Source organism: Streptomyces flaveolus (assembly GCF_000716535.1).
Taxonomy (GTDB): Bacteria; Actinomycetota; Actinomycetes; order Streptomycetales; family Streptomycetaceae; genus Streptomyces; species Streptomyces flaveolus_A.
This window is the reverse complement of record NZ_JNWV01000031.1, coordinates 152,924-170,583: the sequence shown is the minus strand read 5'-3', so window position 1 is coordinate 170,583 and position 17,660 is coordinate 152,924. Positions and strand designations below refer to the sequence as shown.

General features: G+C 72.2%; 19 protein-coding genes. 11 read left to right on the top strand and 8 right to left on the bottom strand.

Annotated features, from left to right (window positions below; all coding sequences use genetic code 11):
• Nucleotides 1-95: 95 nt before the first annotated feature.
• Entirely contained in the window at nucleotides 96-587 is a 492-nt protein-coding gene (locus OO52_RS31480; protein WP_231406661.1) for a hypothetical protein, read from the bottom strand.
• Between the two features lie 125 nt (nucleotides 588-712).
• Here OO52_RS31480 and OO52_RS31475 point away from each other — a divergent pair, with 125 nt between their 5' ends.
• Nucleotides 713-1,072 carry a DUF779 domain-containing protein gene (locus tag OO52_RS31475; RefSeq protein WP_030655256.1) on the top strand — a complete coding sequence of 120 codons (360 nt, stop codon included), beginning with the start codon at nucleotides 713-715 and terminating at the stop codon, nucleotides 1,070-1,072.
• 140 nt (nucleotides 1,073-1,212) lie between these two features.
• Nucleotides 1,213-2,385: a phosphodiester glycosidase family protein gene (locus tag OO52_RS31470; RefSeq protein ID WP_037630569.1), complete on the top strand. Its 1,173-nt coding sequence runs from the start codon at nucleotides 1,213-1,215 to the stop codon at nucleotides 2,383-2,385.
• A gap of 7 nt (nucleotides 2,386-2,392) precedes the next feature.
• Here OO52_RS31470 and OO52_RS31465 read toward each other — a convergent pair whose 3' ends face one another.
• From OO52_RS31465 to OO52_RS31440, 6 genes are all read right to left on the bottom strand, one after another.
• Complete coding sequence (locus OO52_RS31465) at nucleotides 2,393-2,587, bottom strand: hypothetical protein (RefSeq protein ID WP_030655251.1); 195 nt, start codon at nucleotides 2,585-2,587, stop codon at nucleotides 2,393-2,395.
• Nucleotides 2,588-2,690: 103 nt separating this feature from the next.
• Complete coding sequence (locus tag OO52_RS31460) at nucleotides 2,691-3,554, bottom strand: phosphatidylinositol-specific phospholipase C/glycerophosphodiester phosphodiesterase family protein (RefSeq protein ID WP_030655247.1); 864 nt, start codon at nucleotides 3,552-3,554, stop codon at nucleotides 2,691-2,693.
• Nucleotides 3,555-3,712: 158 nt separating this feature from the next.
• Nucleotides 3,713-4,786, bottom strand: a complete 1,074-nt coding sequence (locus OO52_RS31455) for an acyl-CoA dehydrogenase family protein (protein ID WP_030655244.1) — start codon at nucleotides 4,784-4,786, stop codon at nucleotides 3,713-3,715.
• Nucleotides 4,783-5,964, bottom strand: coding sequence for an acyl-CoA dehydrogenase family protein (locus tag OO52_RS31450; RefSeq protein ID WP_030655241.1), 1,182 nt, complete (start codon nucleotides 5,962-5,964; stop codon nucleotides 4,783-4,785). The genes OO52_RS31455 and OO52_RS31450 overlap by 4 nt, the downstream gene beginning before the upstream one ends.
• Complete coding sequence (locus OO52_RS31445) at nucleotides 5,961-6,932, bottom strand: NADPH:quinone oxidoreductase family protein (RefSeq protein WP_030655237.1); 972 nt, start codon at nucleotides 6,930-6,932, stop codon at nucleotides 5,961-5,963. Before OO52_RS31445 ends, OO52_RS31450 begins: the two co-directional genes overlap by 4 nt.
• An 86-nt stretch (nucleotides 6,933-7,018) precedes the next feature.
• On the bottom strand, nucleotides 7,019-7,591 hold the full coding sequence (locus OO52_RS31440; protein WP_030655234.1) for a helix-turn-helix domain-containing protein: 573 nt from the start codon (nucleotides 7,589-7,591) through the stop codon (nucleotides 7,019-7,021).
• Between the two features lie 65 nt (nucleotides 7,592-7,656).
• Between OO52_RS31440 and OO52_RS31435 the strand changes: the two genes are divergently transcribed.
• The 8 genes from OO52_RS31435 (at nucleotide 7,657) to OO52_RS31400 (ending at nucleotide 15,597) form a co-directional block, all read left to right on the top strand.
• Nucleotides 7,657-8,607 (top strand): NAD(P)/FAD-dependent oxidoreductase, encoded by a 951-nt coding sequence (locus OO52_RS31435; RefSeq protein WP_030655232.1) that lies wholly within the window; start codon nucleotides 7,657-7,659, stop codon nucleotides 8,605-8,607.
• A gap of 106 nt (nucleotides 8,608-8,713) precedes the next feature.
• Nucleotides 8,714-10,252 carry an ATP-dependent DNA ligase gene (locus OO52_RS31430; RefSeq protein WP_030655230.1) on the top strand — a complete coding sequence of 513 codons (1,539 nt, stop codon included), beginning with the start codon at nucleotides 8,714-8,716 and terminating at the stop codon, nucleotides 10,250-10,252.
• Nucleotides 10,249-10,737 carry an NUDIX domain-containing protein gene (locus OO52_RS31425; protein WP_030655228.1) on the top strand — a complete coding sequence of 163 codons (489 nt, stop codon included), beginning with the start codon at nucleotides 10,249-10,251 and terminating at the stop codon, nucleotides 10,735-10,737. The genes OO52_RS31430 and OO52_RS31425 overlap by 4 nt, the downstream gene beginning before the upstream one ends.
• Before the next feature lie 95 nt (nucleotides 10,738-10,832).
• Nucleotides 10,833-12,218, top strand: a complete 1,386-nt coding sequence (locus OO52_RS31420; RefSeq protein ID WP_030655226.1) for an NADP-dependent succinic semialdehyde dehydrogenase — start codon at nucleotides 10,833-10,835, stop codon at nucleotides 12,216-12,218.
• Between the two features lie 25 nt (nucleotides 12,219-12,243).
• Nucleotides 12,244-12,477 (top strand): DUF6213 family protein, encoded by a 234-nt coding sequence (locus OO52_RS31415; RefSeq protein ID WP_030655224.1) that lies wholly within the window; start codon nucleotides 12,244-12,246, stop codon nucleotides 12,475-12,477.
• A 306-nt stretch (nucleotides 12,478-12,783) separates the two neighbouring features.
• Nucleotides 12,784-13,848: a type III polyketide synthase gene (locus OO52_RS31410; RefSeq protein ID WP_030655222.1), complete on the top strand. Its 1,065-nt coding sequence runs from the start codon at nucleotides 12,784-12,786 to the stop codon at nucleotides 13,846-13,848.
• Nucleotides 13,845-15,068 carry a cytochrome P450 gene (locus OO52_RS31405; RefSeq protein WP_030655220.1) on the top strand — a complete coding sequence of 408 codons (1,224 nt, stop codon included), beginning with the start codon at nucleotides 13,845-13,847 and terminating at the stop codon, nucleotides 15,066-15,068. Before OO52_RS31410 ends, OO52_RS31405 begins: the two co-directional genes overlap by 4 nt.
• Before the next feature lie 7 nt (nucleotides 15,069-15,075).
• Nucleotides 15,076-15,597, top strand: coding sequence for a cupin domain-containing protein (locus OO52_RS31400; protein ID WP_030655218.1), 522 nt, complete (start codon nucleotides 15,076-15,078; stop codon nucleotides 15,595-15,597).
• 14 nt (nucleotides 15,598-15,611) lie between these two features.
• Here OO52_RS31400 and OO52_RS31395 read toward each other — a convergent pair whose 3' ends face one another.
• On the bottom strand, nucleotides 15,612-16,838 hold the full coding sequence (locus OO52_RS31395; RefSeq protein ID WP_030655216.1) for an acyl-CoA dehydrogenase family protein: 1,227 nt from the start codon (nucleotides 16,836-16,838) through the stop codon (nucleotides 15,612-15,614).
• Between the two features lie 170 nt (nucleotides 16,839-17,008).
• On the opposite strand from OO52_RS31395, the gene OO52_RS31390 reads away from it, so the two are divergent.
• Complete coding sequence (locus OO52_RS31390) at nucleotides 17,009-17,653, top strand: TetR family transcriptional regulator (RefSeq protein WP_030655215.1); 645 nt, start codon at nucleotides 17,009-17,011, stop codon at nucleotides 17,651-17,653.
• The last annotated feature ends 7 nt before the right edge of the window (nucleotides 17,654-17,660 follow it).

Below are 17,660 nucleotides of genomic sequence, written 5' to 3'. Positions count from 1 at the left end.
CAACGGCCGGACGAACTCCCACTCGGCATCGGACAGTTCATGGCGACGTATCACCCGTCCATGATCCACCACTCAAGATCATTTGAAGACACTGCCTAGCGCCCCTTGCCGTCCTTGCGGCGCTTCCGGTTCGGCCGGTGAGGCCGGTGTACCGTGTCCAGCTCCCCCACCGCCGCGCGCACATGGGCCGGATCGCCGGGCCGGCCGCCGCCGGCGCAGCTCCAGACCGGGCGGCCGGACTCCTCCCCCAGGTGCATCCCGAGGCCGTGGAGCGTGCAGACCGGCCACGCCTGCCACAGGCACCCCGTGATCGTGTCCTGGGCGGCCTCGGCGACGCCCCACAGCGCCCAGTCGGTGGAGCCGGTCGGCTGCAGGGAGTTGCCGTGCGCGTTGCCGTCGGCCAGCGCGACGTAGACCTGTTCGTCCTCGCGTTCGTCCGCCGGGTACGCGATGAGGCACAGGGGGCGCTGTTCGGGGAGGGTGGCCGCGAGGTCCCGGTTGACCGCTGCCAGTGCCTCGTCCCACAGCGGGTGTTCACCGGCGGGGACGACGTGCGGCTCGGGCGGGCTCGGGAAGGAAGGGTGCATGGGCCCCATGGTCCCAGCTCACCGCGGGGGCGGACGCGGCGGGCAACGAGGCGTTCTGGACGGGTTCGTGGCCATCCGTGAGACTGAGCGGACGATCCGACGCTCCCGCTGTCCAGGACGGTGCCATGGAAGAGGAAGTCCCACGCGTCGCGCTGACCCCGCAGGCCGCGGAGCTGGTGCGCCGCCTGCGCGCCGAGCACGGCCCGCTGATGTTCCACCAGTCCGGCGGCTGCTGTGACGGCAGTGCTCCGATGTGCTACCCGGACGGCGAGTTCCGCACCGGCGGCTCGGACGTGCTGCTGGCCGAGCTGACGGTGGACGGCGTGCCGGAGCCCGTCACGTTCTGGATGTCGCGCAGCCAGTACCAGGCCTGGAGCCACACCCGGCTGATCGTGGACGTGGTGCCTGGACGGGGCAGCGGTTTCTCCCTGGAGGCACCCGAGGGGGTGCGTTTTCTCACCCGTTCTCGCGTCGTCGACGCCTAGTCGGCCCGCCGGTCGCCCGATTCTGGTCCACTGCCCCTGCATTCAGGGCAGTTGACGAGACATCAGGGGGCACGGTGACGGGACCTCGCAGGCGTTCGGCGGCGGGCAGAGCGGTTCTCACGGTTGTCACGGCGTTCGGTGTGCTGGCCGGTGCGGCCCTGGCGGGGGCGGCCCCCGCCGGTGCTGCGCCGGCCGGCAGACGGCTCGCGCCGGGCGTCACCTACCGGCAGTTCGACATCGACGCGGCGGCGGGGACGGCCCGCGCCCACCTCCTCACGGTGGACCTGGCCGATCCGCACGTCCACGTCGACCTGCTGTACCCGGGCGCGGTGGCGGCCCGGGCGACGGTATCCCGGCTGGCGAACTCGTCCGGCGCGGTCGCCGGGGTGAACGGCGACTTCTTCAACATCACCGAGACGCAGCACCCGGGCGTGGATGCCACGGGTGCGGCCGTCGGACCGGCCGTGGCCGACGGGCAGGTGCTCAAGGCGGCGGTGCCGAAGGGCCAGCGGTTCGGACCCGCGCTGCCCCCGGGGACGACCACCCGGGACGTGTTCGGCGTGGGCACCGACCGGCGGGCCCGCCTGGACCGCCTCTCCCTCTCCGGCTCGGTCGGCACGCCGGAGGGGCGGCTATCGCTGAAGGGCCTCAACCAGTACGCGCTGCCGGTGGATTCGGTCGGCGCCTTCACCGCGCGCTGGGGCAGCGCCTCCCGGGTGCGGGCCGTGTGCGGCACGGACACCGAACGCGCGGCACCGTGCAGCGACGACACCTACGAGGTCAAGGTGCGCGGGGGCCGGGTGGTCTCCGCCACCGACGCCCCGGGCAGCGGCTCGATCCCGGCGGACACCACGGTCCTGCTGGGGCGCGAGGAGGGCGCGCGGCAGTTGCGCAAGCTGTCGGTCGGTGACCTGGTGGACGTGACGCACACCCTGGTGGCGGCCTCGTCCGGGGTGCCGTACACGTTCGCCATCGGCGGCTTCCCGATCCTGCGCGACGGCAGTCCGCTGTCCGGCCTGGACGACAGAACCTCGGCGGTGCGGACGGTCGTCGGGTACAAGGGCGGTGGACGGCAGATGCTGCTGCTGGCGCTGGACGGCTCGGCGAACTACCGCGGTGGGCTGACCGTCGCCGAGGAGGCGGAGACGATGCGCTCGCTGGGGGCCACCGCCGCCTTCAACCTCGACGGCGGCGGCTCGACGGAGATGGTCGCCCGCGACACGGGCGCCGCCTCCGTGACGGTGCGCAACCACCCGAGCGGCGGCGCCGAACGCCCGGTGCCCAACGGCGTCGGCGTCTTCTCCACCGGCTGAGGACGGCTCAGGGCCGCAGGCCGCTCACCAGGTCGGCGGTCGCGGTGAGCCCGCTGTGGATGGTGGGCGCCATGCTGGTGCTGGCCAGGTAGAACCCGAGCAGCAGGCAGACCAGGGCGTGGGAGATCTTCAGTGAGCAGTTGCGAATGAAGATCACGGCCAGGATCAGCAGCAGCAGCACCACAGAGATGGAAATGGCCATCGGGAACCCTCCTCCGCCACGCCCCGTGTACGGCGTTCGGCCGCAAGTGTGGCGTAGCGGAGGGTTCGTCCGGGCTGCTGACGTGTCCTCCGATCGTGTGGTCTTACGCGGAGGGGTGGGCGTCGAGGAAGGACTCCAGGCCGGCGAGGTCGTCGGTGTTGAGGTAGTCGACCCCGGCGGCGAGCAGTTCCGTCCACAGCGCGTCCCGGGCGGGGCCTGCGGTGTCGGGGGTGGCCCAGAACCGGACCTGCTGCCCGCGCGCGTGGGCGGCGCCGGTGATGCTCCGCAGCTTCTGCCGCTCGGCGTCCGGGAACGTCCCGACGCCCGTCCAGGTGAAGTTCTGCGTCCAGTTGTCGCTGATCAGCGAGATGAAGGAGGCCGGGGCGGGGCCACCGAGGTCGGCGAGGCGGCCGTCGTAGAAGGCGCGGCGCTCGGTCTGCGCCTCCATCGGGGTACGGGCCGCCCGGTCACCGGAGATGACCGCGGTGACGGGGCCGGGGTGGACGCGGCCGTGCGCGTACCGGGTGAACAGGTGCGGGTAACGGCGCAGGTGGCGGTCGAGTTCGAGGTACGTGGCGGAGCCCTCGGTCTTGATGTCGATCAGGAGCTGGAGCGGGCGGCGCGAACCCCGGGAAACCTGGCCGTGATTGGCCTTGACCCGGGCGGCGAGCGGTTCCAGGTAGAGGGATTCGAGGGTGCGGGACGGATCGAGGTCGGATGCCTCGTGGCCGATGAGGAGCTGGTCGCCGACGAGGAAGATGTCGGCTTCGACACTGCCGAAGCGGTGGTCGAGGGCGTCGAACAGGGGCCGCGGGTGCTCGTAGTCGTTGTGGGCGTGGGCGTGCCACAGCGGGCGCGGGTGCCGCGTCCGTTCGCCGGCCAGGGCGTGGCTCGCGGGCAGGGCGAGCGTGCCCGCGAGGGCGGCACCGAGGGTGGTGAGGGCTCTGCGACGGGTGGTGAGGGCCATGTACTGCCTCCCTGGGGGTGATGGGGACCGGGGAGAGTATGCGTGCGCCTGCCACCGAAGGGGCCCCCTCGCACCGGGAGTTGGCGCTCTGTTCACTTCGTCGGTGTGCGCGAACGAAAAAGCCCGCCCCGGGTGGGGCGGGCTTCACCGTGGATGTGTCAGGGTGCCTGGAGGTCGACCAGCGCGGCCAGCGCCTCCCGGTGGGCGCCCGCCGTGCCGTACGCGATCGAGTCCGCCTTGGCCCGCTTGAGATACAGGTGGACCGGGTGCTCCCAGGTCATCCCGATCCCGCCGTGGAGCTGCAACGCCTCCTCGGTGACATGGACGGCGACGGGCGCCGCGTACGCCTGTGCGACGACGACCGAGACCTCCGCGTCCTCTCCGGTGGCGAGCGCGTCGGCGGCGGCGCGGGCGGCGGCCCGCAGATGGACGACCTCCAGCCACAGCTGGGCGAGCCGGTGCTTGAGCGCCTGGAAGCCGCCGACCGGCCGGTTGAACTGCTTGCGCTCCTTCAGGTACCGGACGGTCTCCGTCAACGCCCAGTCAGCGATGCCCAGTTGCTCGGAGACGAGCAGTCCGGCGGCAGCGCGCAGGGCACGGCGTACGGCGGGTTCGGCGGCGCCGACCCTGCGGCCGGGAGCGCCCTCCAGCCGTACGCTCGCCAGGGGGCGGGTGAGGTCCAGGGAGACCTGCGGGGTGATGGTGACGGCGTCGGCGGCGACGGCGTACAGGCCGCCGTCGTCGGCCGGAACGAGCAGGACGTCGGCGACGGCCGCGTCCGCGATCCCCGTCAGCTCGCCGTGCAGGGTGCCGTTCTCCACGCGTACGGCCGTGACGTCGGCGCCCGGGGCCGTGTGCAGGCCGACCGCGAGGGCGCCGATGGTGCGCCCGGAGGCCAGCCGCCCGAGCAGCTCTGCGTCGTCGCAGGCCAGCAGGGCCTCGGTGGCCACGACCGCGCTGGTGAGGTACGGCACGGGAGCCACCGCCCGCCCCAGCTCCTCCAGCACGACGGCGACTTCGCGCGCGGAGGCGCCCTGGCCGCCCCGCTCCTCGGGCACCAGGAGGCCGGCGAGGCCCATGCCGTCGGCGAGCAGCTTCCACAGGGCGCGGTCGTGCGGGGCGTCCGACTCGGCGCGGGTGATCACGTCGGCCGGTGGGCAGTGGTCCGTGAGCAGGTCGCGGACGGCGGCCCGCAGCGCCTCTTCCTCCTCGGAGTACAGCAGGTCGGTCATCGGGCGAGGTCCTTCCAGGCGACGTCCTTGTCGGTGCGCGGCTCGGCGGGCAGGCCCAGGACGCGCTCGGCGACGATGTTCAGCAGGACCTCGCTGGTCCCGCCCTCGATGCTGTTGCCCTTGGAGCGCAGGTAGCGGTACCCGGCGTCGCGGCCGGTGAAGTCGACGAGTTCGGGCCGGCGCATGGTCCAGTCGTCGTACAGCAGGCCCTCCTCGCCGCGGAGTTCGACCTCCAGGCCGCTGATCTCCTGGTTGAGGCGGGCGAAGGCGAGCTTCATGCCGGAGCCCTCGGGGCCGGGCTGGCCTGCGACGAGCCGCTGGCGCAGGCGTTCGCCGGTGAACCGGGCGACCTCGGCCTCGACCCACAGCTTCAGCAGGCGCTGGTGCAGGTCGTGGGTGCGCAGTTCGGGGCGTTCCCGCCAGGTCTTCGCGACCGGGCCGATCATGCCGCCCTCGCGGGGCAGGGCCATGCCGCCGATGGAGACCCGTTCGTTCATCAGCGTGGTCTGGGCGACCCGCCAGCCGTCGCCGATCTCGCCGAGGCGGCGGTCGTCGGGGATGCGGACGTCGGTGAGGAAGACCTCGTTGAACTCGGCCTCGCCGGTGATCTGGCGCAGCGGCCGGACCTCGACGCCCGGGTCGGTCATGTCGCAGACGAAGTAGGTGATGCCCTGGTGCTTGGGGACGTCCGGGTCGGTGCGGGCGATGAGGATGGCCCAGCGGGCGACGTGCGCGCTGGACGTCCACACCTTCTGCCCGTTGACCACCCAGCGGTCGCCCTCACGGACCGCCCGGGTGCCGAGCGCGGCCAGGTCCGAGCCGGCGCCGGGCTCGCTGAAGAGCTGGCACCAGACCTCCTCACCGGTCCACAGGGGGCGCAGATAGCGCCGCTTCTGTTCCTCGGTGCCGTACTTCAGGATGGTCGGCGCGGCCATGCCGAGGCCGATGCCGATGCGCCGGGGGTCGTTGTCGGGGGCGCCGGCCGCCGCCAGCTCGGCGTCCACGACGCCCTGGAGGGTGCGCGGGGCGCCCAGTCCGCCGAGGCCTTCCGGGTAGTGCACCCAGGCGAGGCCGGCGTCGAAGCGGGCCCGGAGGAAGTCCAGGCGGTCGGTGCTCGCGGGCGGGTGCTGCGCGAGCAGCTCGCGGGTACGGCGGCGCAGTTCCTCGGCGTCGGTCATGCGACGGCTCCGTTCTCGAGCACGACGGCGATCCGGCCGGTGGTCACCCCGTCGGCGACCCGCTGCACGGCACCGGCCGCCTCGGCTAGCGGCACCCGCTCGCTGACGAGCGGCTTGACGACGCCCCGGGCGGCCAGCTCGGTGAGCTGCTCGTGGCACTGCTGGACCAGCTTGGGGTTCTTGGTGTTGTACAGGCCCCAGTGCAGGCCGACGATCGAGTAGTTCTTCACCAGGGCGTGGTTGAGGGCCGGGCTGGGGATGCCGCCGCTGGCGAAGCCGACCACGACGATGCGGCCCTCGAAGGCGACCAGCTTGGCGGACTGGGCGTAGGCCTCACCGCCGACGGGGTCGTAGATCACGTCGGCGCCCCGGCCGCCGGTGGCCTCCTTCACGGTGGCCACGACGTCCTCGGAGCGCCGGTCGACCACCACGTCACAGCCCAGCTCCCGGGCGACGGCGGCCTTGTCCGCGCCGCCCACGACACCGATGACCGTGGCACCGGCCGCCTTGCCGAGCTGCACGGCGGCGCTGCCCACGCCTCCCGCGGCGGCGTGCACCAGCAGGGTCTCCCCGGCCTCCAGGCGGGCGCGGCGGTGCAGGCCGAACCAGCCGGTCTGGTAGCCGATGTGCAGGGCGGCGGCCTCGGCGTCGTCCAGCGACTCGGGCGCGGGGAGCAGGGCGCGGGCGTCGGCGAGGGCGTACTCGGCGAAACCGCCGTACGGCAGCGCGGGGTTGGCGATCACCCGGCGGCCGTCCTCGGTCTCGCCGCAGATCTCCACGCCGGGCGTGAAGGGCAGCGGCGGACGCACCTGGTACTGGCCGCGGCACAGCAGCGCGTCCGGGAAGTTGACGTTGGCGGCGCGTACCCGCAGCAGCACCTGGCCGTCGCCGGGCGTGGGCCGCTCGACGTCGTGGAGGCGCATCACCTCGCTCGGCTCGCCGTTCTCGTGCACTTGCCATGCCTGCATGCGGGGCCTCCACGGGACTGCTTCGTCTGACCGGGTCCGACGGCATACTAAGCGGTCGCTTGCCGATCAGGGAACAGTCGCGTGGGTCACGTCCCGGCGGGCCGTGCCCGTACGTGCATCCGCTCGCCCTGCGGCCCGAACAGACTCAGGAACTCCACCGGCCCCTCCCCCGTCGACCCGAACCAGTGCGGCACCCGGGTGTCGAACTCGGCCGCCTCGCCCGCGGACAGCACGACGTCGTGCTCGCCGAGGACCAGACGGAGCCGGCCCGAGAGGACGTAGAGCCACTCGTAGCCCTCGTGGGTGCGCGGGTCGGGCTCCTGCCTGCGCTGGGGTTCGAGGACCTTGAAGGCCTGGAGGCCGCCCGGCTGGCGGGTCAGCGGCCAGTGGGTGCGCCCGCCCCGGACGATCGGCCTGGACCGCACCCGCGGGTCCCCGACGGGCGGCGCCCCGACCAGCTCGTCCAGCGGCACCTGGTGGGCCTGGGCGATCGGCAGCAGCAGTTCGAGGCTGGGCTTGCGCAGGCCGGACTCCAGCCGGGAGAGGGTGCTCACGGAGATGCCGGTGGCCTCGGACAGCGCGGCCAGGGTCACCTCCCGCTCCTTGCGGATGCGGCGCAGCCTCGGGCCCACGTCCGCCAGTACGTCGTCGGTGCTCATGGCCACTATTGCAGGAACGGCAAATCTGTTTGTCAATCCCGCGGCCGTCGGGCGACCGTCCCCTCATGACCGAGAACAACAGCTACGAAGTTGTCGTCGTCGGCGGCGGAGCCGCCGGCCTGTCCGCCGCGCTGGTGCTGGGCCGGTCCCGGCGCCGCACGCTGGTCGTCGACGCGGGCGAGCCGCGCAACGCGCCGTCCGCGCACATGCAGGGCTACCTGTCCCGGGACGGCATGTCCCCGGCCGAGTTCCTCGCCGTCGGGCGTGAGGAGATCGCCCGGTACGGGGTGGAACTGGTACGGGACCGGGTCGTGGACGTGACCCGGGAGGGGGACTTCACCGCCGTCCTCGCGAGCGGCCGGACCGTACGGGCCCGGCAGCTGGTGATCGCGACCGGCCTGAAGGACGAGCTGCCGCCGGTCCCCGGGCTCGCCGAGCGGTTCGGCCGGGACGTGGTCCACTGCCCGTACTGCCACGGCTGGGAGGTACGCGACCTGCCGACCGGCGTCCTCGCCACGTCACCGCTCAGCGTGCACCAGGCGCTCATGGTGACCCAGTGGTCCAAGGACGTGCGGCTCTTCCTGCACGAGGTGGGCGAGTCGGAGCTGACGGACCAGGACCTGCGCCGGCTGGCCACCGCCGGGGTCGCGGTCGTACCCGGCGAGGTGGCGGAACTCGTGATCACCGACGACCGGCTCACCGGCGTCCGGATCGCTGGGGGCGGCCCCTCCGGGGAAGGCACGGTCCACGACCTCGAGGTCCTGTACGCCGCCCCGCGCGCCGTCCCGAACAACGACCTGCTGATCAGGCTCGGCGCCGAACTGCGCGAGACCCCGTTCGGCAGCTATCCGGTGATCGACGAACGGGGTCTGACGACCGTGCCCGGCCTGTGGGCGGCCGGCAACGCGAGCGGCTTCGCGGAGCAGGTGATCAACGCGGCCAGCAGGGGGTACCGGGCGGGGGCGGCGATCAACGGAGAGCTCCTGATGGCCGACCTCGACGCCGGCACCCCGTGAGGGGCGCGGCGAACCGCGCGATCAACCCCCGCACACCCGCGGGCCACAACGCACCCGCGCGGAACGGAACCGCGCACCCGGCGGAGCGCTGGGGCACGATGACTGCATGCTGCTGACCCGGTTGGCCCAGGTGTCCCGGGAGGTCGCCGCGACAGCGGCGCGGTCCCGGAAGATCGCGCTGCTCGCGGAGTTGTTCCGGGACGCGGAGGCGGACGACGTACCGATCGTCATCCCCTATCTCGCCGGACGGCTGCCGCAGGGCCGGCTCGGCGTCGGCTGGAAGGTGCTGAGCCACCCGGTCCCGCCCGCCGCCGAGCCCTCCCTCACCGTGCGGGAGGTCGACGTCCGGCTCACCGAGCTGGGCAAGGTGTCCGGGCCCGGCTCCCAGGCGGAGCGGACCCGGATCGTCGGGGAGCTGATGGGCGCGGCCACCGAGGAGGAGCAGCGCTTCCTGCTCGGCCTGCTCACCGGTGAGGTCCGGCAGGGCGCGCTGGACGCGGTCGCGGTGGAGGGACTGGCCCGGGCGACCGGCGCGGACCCGGCGGACGTGCGGCGGGCCGTGATGCTGGCGGGGTCGCTGCAGACGGTGGCGCAGGCCCTGCTCGGCGAGGGGCCCGGATCGCTCGACCGGTTCCGGCTGACGGTCGGCCGGCCCGTGCTGCCGATGCTGGCGCACAGCGCGTCCTCGGTCGCTGAGGCGGTGGAGAAGCTGGGCGCGTGCGCGGTGGAGGAGAAGCTGGACGGCATCCGGGTCCAGGTCCACCGGGACGGCGACTCCGTCCGGATCCACACCCGCACCCTGGACGACATCACCGACCGGCTGCCCGAAGTGACGGCCGCCGCGCTGGAGTTGCGGGGCGAGCGGTTCATCCTGGACGGCGAGGTGATCTCCTTCGACGCGGCGGGCCGGCCCCGGTCCTTCCAGGAGACCGCGGGCCGGGTCGGCTCGCGCATGGACGTGGCGAGGGCGGCCGAGGAGACCCCGGTCTCCCCCGTCTTCTTCGACGCCCTCGCGGTCGACGGCCGTGACCTGCTCGACCTGCCCTTCGCCGAGCGGCACGCGGAGCTGGCCCGGCTGGTGCCCGAGCCGATGCGGGTCCGGCGCACGGTGGCCTCGGGCCCCGAGGACATTCCGGAGGCGGAACGGTTCCTCGCCGAGACCCTGGCCCGCGGCCACGAGGGCGTGGTGGTCAAGGCGCTCGACGCGCCCTACAGCGCGGGCCGGCGCGGCGCCGCCTGGCTGAAGGTCAAGCCCGTGCACACCCTCGACCTGGTGGTGCTGGCCGCCGAGTGGGGCCATGGCCGGCGCACCGGCAAGCTCTCCAACCTCCACCTCGGCGCCCGCACCCCGGACGGCGGCTTCGCGATGCTCGGCAAGACCTTCAAGGGCATGACCGACGCGATGCTCGCCTGGCAGACCGAGCGGCTGAGGGAACTGGCGGTCGAGGACAACGGCTGGGTGGTCCGGGTCCGCCCGGAACTCGTCGTGGAGATCGCCTACGACGGTCTCCAGCGCTCCACCCGCTACCCGGCCGGTGTCACCCTCCGCTTCGCCCGCGTGGTCCGCTACCGCGAGGACAAGCGTCCCGAGGAGGCCGATACCGTGGAGGCCCTGTTGGCAGCCCACCCGGAGGTCACGCCGTGACGGTGCGGACGACGAAGCGCAGCGCGGGACTGCTGTTGTTCCGGCACACCGACCAGGGGCTGGAGGTATTGCTCGGCCATATGGGCGGACCGCTCTGGGCGAAGAAGGACGCGGGCGCCTGGACCGTGCCGAAGGGCGAGTACGACCCGGCGGAGCCGGCCTGGGAGGCGGCCCGGCGGGAGTTCCAGGAGGAGCTGGGGGTGGCGCCGCCCGACGGGGAGGCCGTACCGCTGGGCGAGGTCGTGCAGCGCAACGGCAAGATCGTCACGGCGTGGGCGGTGGCGGCGGACCTCGACCCGCGGGCGATCACGCCGGGGACCTTCACGATGGAGTGGCCGCCGCGGTCGGGCCGGACGCAGGAGTTCCCGGAGCTGGACCGGGTGGCGTGGTTCGGGCTGGCCCGGGCCCGTGAGGTGATCATCACGGCACAGGCCGCGTTTCTCGACCGGCTGGCGGAGCACTCGGGCCATGAGGGACGCTCCTGAGGCGACCGGAAGAAAACGCCCGAGGGCCTGTCGCGTTGCGCCTTGCCGGGCCGCGCGCGAAGGTCGAGACAAGCCCGCTCCCAGGGAGGTCAGCCATGCCCATCGCGACGGTGAACCCGGCGAACGGCGAGACGCTCAAGACGTACGAGCCCATGGACGAGGACGAGCTGGAACGCCGGCTCGAACTCGCCGAGGCCACCTTCCGCACGTACCGGACGACCTCCTTCGCCGAACGCGCCCGACTGCTGAACAAGGCCGCCGACCTGCTGGACGAGGACCAGCGGGAGATCGGCCGGATCATGACCACCGAGATGGGCAAGCCGGTCAAGCAGGCCCGCGCGGAGGCCGCGAAGTGCGCCAAGGCGATGCGCTGGTACGCGGAACGCGCCGAGGGGCTGCTGGCCGACGAGGAACCGGCCGAGTCGGACGTGACGGACTCCGGCGCCTCCCGGGTCCGGGTCCGCTACCGGCCGCTCGGCCCGGTGCTCGCGGTGATGCCCTGGAACTTCCCCCTGTGGCAGGTCGTCCGGTTCGCGGCGCCGGCGCTCATGGCGGGCAACGTGGGCCTGCTCAAGCACGCCTCCAACGTCCCGCAGACGGCGCTGTACCTGGAGGACCTGTTCCACCGGGCCGGCTTCCCCGAGGGCTGCTTCCAGACGCTGCTGATCGGCTCGGCCGCGGTGGACGACATCCTGCGCGACGAGCGCGTGAAGGCGGCCACCCTGACCGGCAGCGAGCCCGCGGGCCGGGCGGTCGCCTCGACCTCCGGGGAGATGATCAAGAAGACGGTCCTGGAGCTCGGCGGCAGCGATCCCTACGTCGTCATGCCCTCCGCCGACCTGGACCGCGCGGCCGCGGTCGCGGTGACCGCCCGCGTGCAGAACAACGGGCAGTCCTGCATCGCGGCCAAGCGTTTCATCGTGCACACCGACGTCTACGACGCGTTCGCCGAGAAGTTCGTCGCGGGCATGAAGGCCCTCAGGACCGGCGACCCGCTGGCGGAGGACACCGAGATCGGGCCGCTCGCCAGCGAGCAGGGCAGGAACGACCTGGAGGAGCTGGTCGACGACGCCAGGCGGAGCGGGGCCGAGGTGCTGTGCGGCGGGCAGCGGCCGGACGGGCCCGGCTGGTACTACCCGCCGACCGTCCTCGCCGGCATCACCCGGGAGATGCGCATCCACCGTGAGGAGGCGTTCGGGCCGGTCGCCACGCTGTACCGGGCGGGCGACCTGGACGAGGCCGTGCTGATCGCCAACGACTCGCCGTTCGGGCTGAGTTCGAACGTGTGGACGCGGGACGAGAACGAGGTGGAACGGTTCGCGCGCGACCTGGAGGCCGGCGCCGTGTACGTCAACGGGATGACCGCCTCCCACCCGGCGTTCCCGTTCGGCGGTGTGAAGCGGTCGGGGTACGGGCGTGAGCTGTCCGGGCACGGAATCCGGGAGTTCTGCAACATCACCACGGTTTGGCAGGGTGCGTGAGCACCGCACGGCTACCATCCCGTTTGTGAACCGCGAAGTGACCCTGCCTCTGATCGTCGACGACCGCGGGACCTTGCAGGTGGCCGCGGTGGACGTGAGTAAGTTGTTGCGGACCGTGGGAGCGCGGTGGCTGCACCTTGTCGAGGCCGGGGAGCAGGGGCTGGACGAGGACACGGTCGCCGCGCTGACCATCGAGCTGGCGAAGCTGGCCGACCGTATCGACGTGGCGTGCATCGCCCACAGCAGCGGGGCGCCCTGACAGCCCGGTGCCTGCCTGTGCTCGCCTGTGCCCGGCTGTGCTTGCCTGCGGGCGGCTGCGCCGGCCTGTGCGCGGCTGTGCTTGCCCGTCGTCACAGCCGCCCCCCTTGTAACGGCCGTACCCGCGTTTTCCCTCGTCCGGCGGCATGAATCGCCCTGCGCGCCTGACCCCCGGGTCCCCGATTCGGAGTAACCCAGCGCGAGATCGTCGTCCTCCCGGGTGACGGTGGGTGTAGCACCCACAAGGTGAACCCACCTTCTCGCCGGTGGGCGAAGGACCCCGGAGAGCGGAAAGCAGGGACGGTTCATGGCGACTTTGTGCAAGCCCTCGGTGTCGGTCCCGGAGCACGTGATCACGATGGAGGAGACGCTGGAGCTGGCGCGTTCGCGCCACGCGGACCACCCCCAACTGCCACTGGCCCTCAGGCTGATCGAGAACACCGGCGTCAAGACACGGCACATCGTGCAGCCCATCGAGGAGACCCTGAAGCACCCGGGCTTCGAGGAGCGCAACAAGCTCTACGAGGCCGAGGCCAAGGCCCGCGTCCCCGCCGTGATCCAGCAGGCGCTGGACGACGCGGAGCTGCTCACCAGCGACATCGACGTGATCATCTACGTCTCGTGCACGGGCTTCATGATGCCCTCGCTCACGGCCTGGCTGATCAACGAGATGGACTTCGACAGCACCACCCGCCAGCTCCCCATCGCCCAGCTCGGCTGCGCGGCCGGCGGTGCGGCCATCAACCGGGCGCACGACTTCTGCTCGGCCTACCCGCACGCCAACGCGCTCATCGTGGCCTGCGAGTTCTGCTCGCTGTGCTACCAGCCCACCGACCTGGGCGTCGGCTCGCTGCTCTCCAACGGACTGTTCGGTGACGGCATCGCCGCCGCCGTGGTCCGCGGGCGGGGCGGCACGGGCGTCCGTCTGGAGCGCAACGGCTCCTACCTCATCCCGAAGACCGAGGACTGGATCGCCTACGACGTCCGGGCCACCGGCTTCCACTTCCTGCTGGACAAGCGGGTGCCCGCGACCATGGAGCCGCTCGCCCCGGCGCTGAAGGACCTGGCGGGCGACCACGGCTGGGACGCCTCCGACCTGGACTTCTACATCATCCACGCGGGCGGTCCACGAATACTCGACGACCTGAGCAAGTTCCTCGAGGTCGATCCGCACGCCTTCCGGTTCAGCCGGTCCACGCTCACCGAGTACGGCAACATCGCCAGCGCCGTCGTCCTGGACGCGCTGCGCCGGCTGTTCGACGAGGGCGGCGCCCATGACCGGGCGCGCGGACTGCTCGCCGGCTTCGGTCCCGGCATCACCGCGGAGATGTCGGTGGGCCGCTGGGTCACCGCGGACGGCGACTCCCGATGATCGAGGAGGCGACGCGCACCGGCGTCGAGGTCATGCCCCCGATCCGGCACTGGCCGGCGCTCGACCTCACGGGCACGGACTTCGACCCGGTGCTGGCCGAGCTGATGGCCGAGGGCCCGGTCACCCGCGTCCAGCTGCCCAACGGCGAGGGCTGGGCCTGGCTGGTCACCCGGTACGACGACGTACGCCTGGTGACCAACGACCCCCGCTTCAGCCGGGAGGCGGTCGTCGACAAGCCGGTCACCCGGCTCGCCCCGCACTTCATCCCCGACCCGGGCGCGGTCGGCTTCCTCGACCCGCCCGAGCACACCCGGCTGCGCCGCTCGGTCGCCGCCGCCTTCACCGCGAAGGGCGTGGAGCGCGTCCGCGACCGGGCGCGCGCCATGCTGGACGAGCTGGTCGACGACCTGCTCGCGGCCGGCCCGCCCGCGGATCTCACGGCGGCGGTCCTCGGCCCGTTCCCGATCGCGGTGATCTGCGAGCTGATGGGCGTCCCGGCCGGCGACCGGCACAGCATGCACACCTGGACCCAGCTCATCCTGTCCTCCGCGCACGGCAAGGAGGTCAGCGAGCGGGCCAAGCGGGAGATGAGCGCCTACTTCGCCGACCTGATCGGGCTGCGCGAGAACAGCGCGGGCCAGGACGTCACCTCGCTGCTCGGTGCCGCCGTGGGCCGCCGCGAGATCACCCTGGACCAGGCCGCCGGCCTGGCCGTCCTCCTCCAGATCGGCGGCGAGGCGGTCACCGCCAACAGCGGGCAGATGTTCCACCTGCTGCTGACCCGCCCCGGTCTGACGGAGCGGCTGCGCGCGGAGCCGGCGATCCGCCCCCGGGCGATCGACGAACTCCTGCGCTACATCCCGCACCGCAACGCGGTCGGCCTGTCCCGGATCGCCCTGGAGGACGTGGAGATCGCGGGCGTCCGCATCCGCGCGGGCGACCCGGTGTACGTCTCCTACCTGGCCGCCAACCGGGACCCGGACGTCTTCCCCGAGCCGGACACCATCGATTTCTCCCGCTGCCCGAACCCGCATGTGGCGTTCGGCTTCGGCCCGCACTACTGCCCGGGCGGCATGCTGGCCCGGCTGGAGGAGGAACTGCTGATGAACGCCCTGCTGGACCGGGTACCGGGCCTCAGACTGGCCGTACCGCCGGATCAGGTCCCCTTCATGAAGGGCGCGTTGATCCGGGGGCCCGAGTGCCTGCCGGTGACGTGGTGAGGGTCCCATGACAGAGACCGAGGGACTGTACGTGCCACCGGGCCACGGCCGGGTCGTCGAGACGCCGGCCCAGCGGGTGACCTTCAAGGTCACCGGCCTGCACTCGCGCATGGCCTCCACCTTCGAGGTGGAGGTCCCGCCCGGCTTCGACGTGGGCGCCCATGTGCACACGCGCAGCGAGGAGTTGTTCTACGTCCTCGAAGGCGAACTGGACGTGCTCGCCTTCGAGCCGCGCGTGCGCACCCCCGACAACTGGCGGAAGTGGGAGTCGTCCTCGGGCAGCCGGGTGGTCCGGGCGACACCGGGCACGGTCATCGTCGTGCCGCCCGGCTGCCCGCACGCGTTCGCGAATCCGACGGAGGCACCGGCGAAGATGTTCTTCCAGGCCTCTCCCCCACCGGACCACGAGCGCTATTTCGAGGAGCTGCTGGACATCCTCGGCAACGGTGGTCCTCCGGACCAGGAGGCCATCGAGGCGCTGCGGGCCAAGTACGACATCGAGCAGCTCACACCGCTCAGGCACCGGTGAGGCGCCGGTGACCGCTAGCGGATGGGCATCCCCGACAGGGTCCGCGCGATGACCAGCCGCTGGATCTCGCTCGTGCCCTCGAAGATGGTGTAGATGGCCGCGTCCCGGTGCATCCGCTCGACCGGGTACTCGCGGGTGTAGCCGTTGCCGCCGAGGATCTGGATCGCCTGGGCCGTCACCTTCTTGGCGGTCTCACTGGCGAACAGCTTCGACATGGAGCCCTCGGCGGCGGTGAACGGCTTGCCGTTGATCGCCATCCAGGAGGCACGCCACACCAGCAGGCGGGCGGCGTCGATCTGCGTACGCATGTCCGCCAGCTGGAAGGCCACGCCCTGGTTGTCGATGATCGGGCGGCCGAACTGCTCCCGGGTCGTGGCGTAGTCGAGGGCGACCTCGTACGCGGCCCGGGCGGTGCCGACCGCCATGGCGCCGACCGCCGGGCGGGACGCCTCGAACGTGGCCATGGCCGCGTTCTTCACGCGTTCGCCGCCCTTCTTCGCCTTCTCCCGCGCCCGGGCCAGCCGCTCGTCCAGCTTCTCCTTGCCCCCGAGCAGGCAGGACCCGGGCACCCGGACGTTGTCGAGGATGACCTCGGCGGTGTGCGAGGCGCGGATGCCGTGCTTCTTGAACTTCTGGCCCTGGGAGAGTCCGGGCGTCCCCGGCGGGACGATGAAGGAGGCGTGGCCCTTGGAGCCCAGCTCCGGGTCGACGACGGCGACGACGACGTGGACGTTGGCGATGCCGCCGTTGGTCGCCCAGGTCTTCGTGCCGTTGATCACCCACTCGTCCTTGGCCTCGTCGTACACGGCACGGGTGCGCATGGAGGCGACGTCGGAGCCGGCGTCGGGCTCGGAGGAGCAGAACGCGGCGACCTTGACGTCGTTCTGGTCGCCGTACATCTGGGGTATCCAGGTGCCGATCTGTTCCTCGGTACCGTTGGCGAGCACGCCCACGGCGGCCAGGCCGGTGCCCACAATGGAGAGGGCGATGCCCGCGTCGCCCCAGAACAGCTCCTCCATGGCCATCGGGATGCCGAGGCCGGTGGAGTCGAAATACTGCTGCGCGTAGAAGTCGAGGGAGTAGATGCCGACCTTCGCCGCCTCCTGGATGACCGGCCAGGGAGTCTCCTCGCGCTCGTCCCACTCCGCCGCCGCGGGGCGGATCACGTCCGCCGCGAAGCCATGGAGCCAGTCGCGTACTTCCTTCTGTTCCTCGTTCAGCTCCATGGTGAACTCGGCCATGTCCCCTCCAGCGGCGGTGGTGCGATGTTACTTGCGGTAACCCGAGTGTGTTACTGATCGGTAGGAAAAGTCAACCGCCGATGACGCCTCGGCAGCCCGTTCGATGTCAGAGGCCCGGTCAGTGCTAGTTTGCGCAGGCGTCACCGAATCAGCACGGGTGGGGAGAGCACATGGACACCACGCAGCGGACCGATCAGCAGCGGTCCGCCGACCGCCGACGGCGCGAGCTGCTGGAGGCCGCCGACCGGGTGGTGCTGCGCGACGGCCCGCAGGCGTCGATGAACGCGATCGCGGCGGAAGCGGGTATCACCAAGCCGATCCTCTACCGGCACTTCGGCGACAAGGGCGGTCTTTACGCGGCCTTGGCCAAGCGGCACACCGACGCGTTGCTGGCCTCGCTGCGGGCGGCGCTGGACGCGCCGGCCGACCGTCGCGAGCGGGTCGAGTCCACACTGGACACGTACCTCGCCGCGATCGAGGCGCGGCCCCAGGTGTACCGGTTCCTCATGCATCCGGCGGAGGGGAGCGCGGGCGGCGACCAGGGCTTCGACGTCGGCAAGCACTCGGCTCCGCTGCTGCGGCGGATGGGCGAGGAGCTGGCCCAGGTCATCGAGGAGCGGGTGGACCTCGGCCCGGAGAGCCAGCGGCTCGCGCGGGTGTGGGGCCACGGGATCGTCGGGATGATGCACGCGGCAGGTGACTGGTGGCTGGGAGAACGGCCCTGTTCCCGGGCCGAGTTGGTGCGGTCCCTCGCCGACCTGCTGTGGGGTCGCCTGGCCGCGGCCGGGGACAGGGTGGGAGGCCCGGGGTTCTGACGGTCGC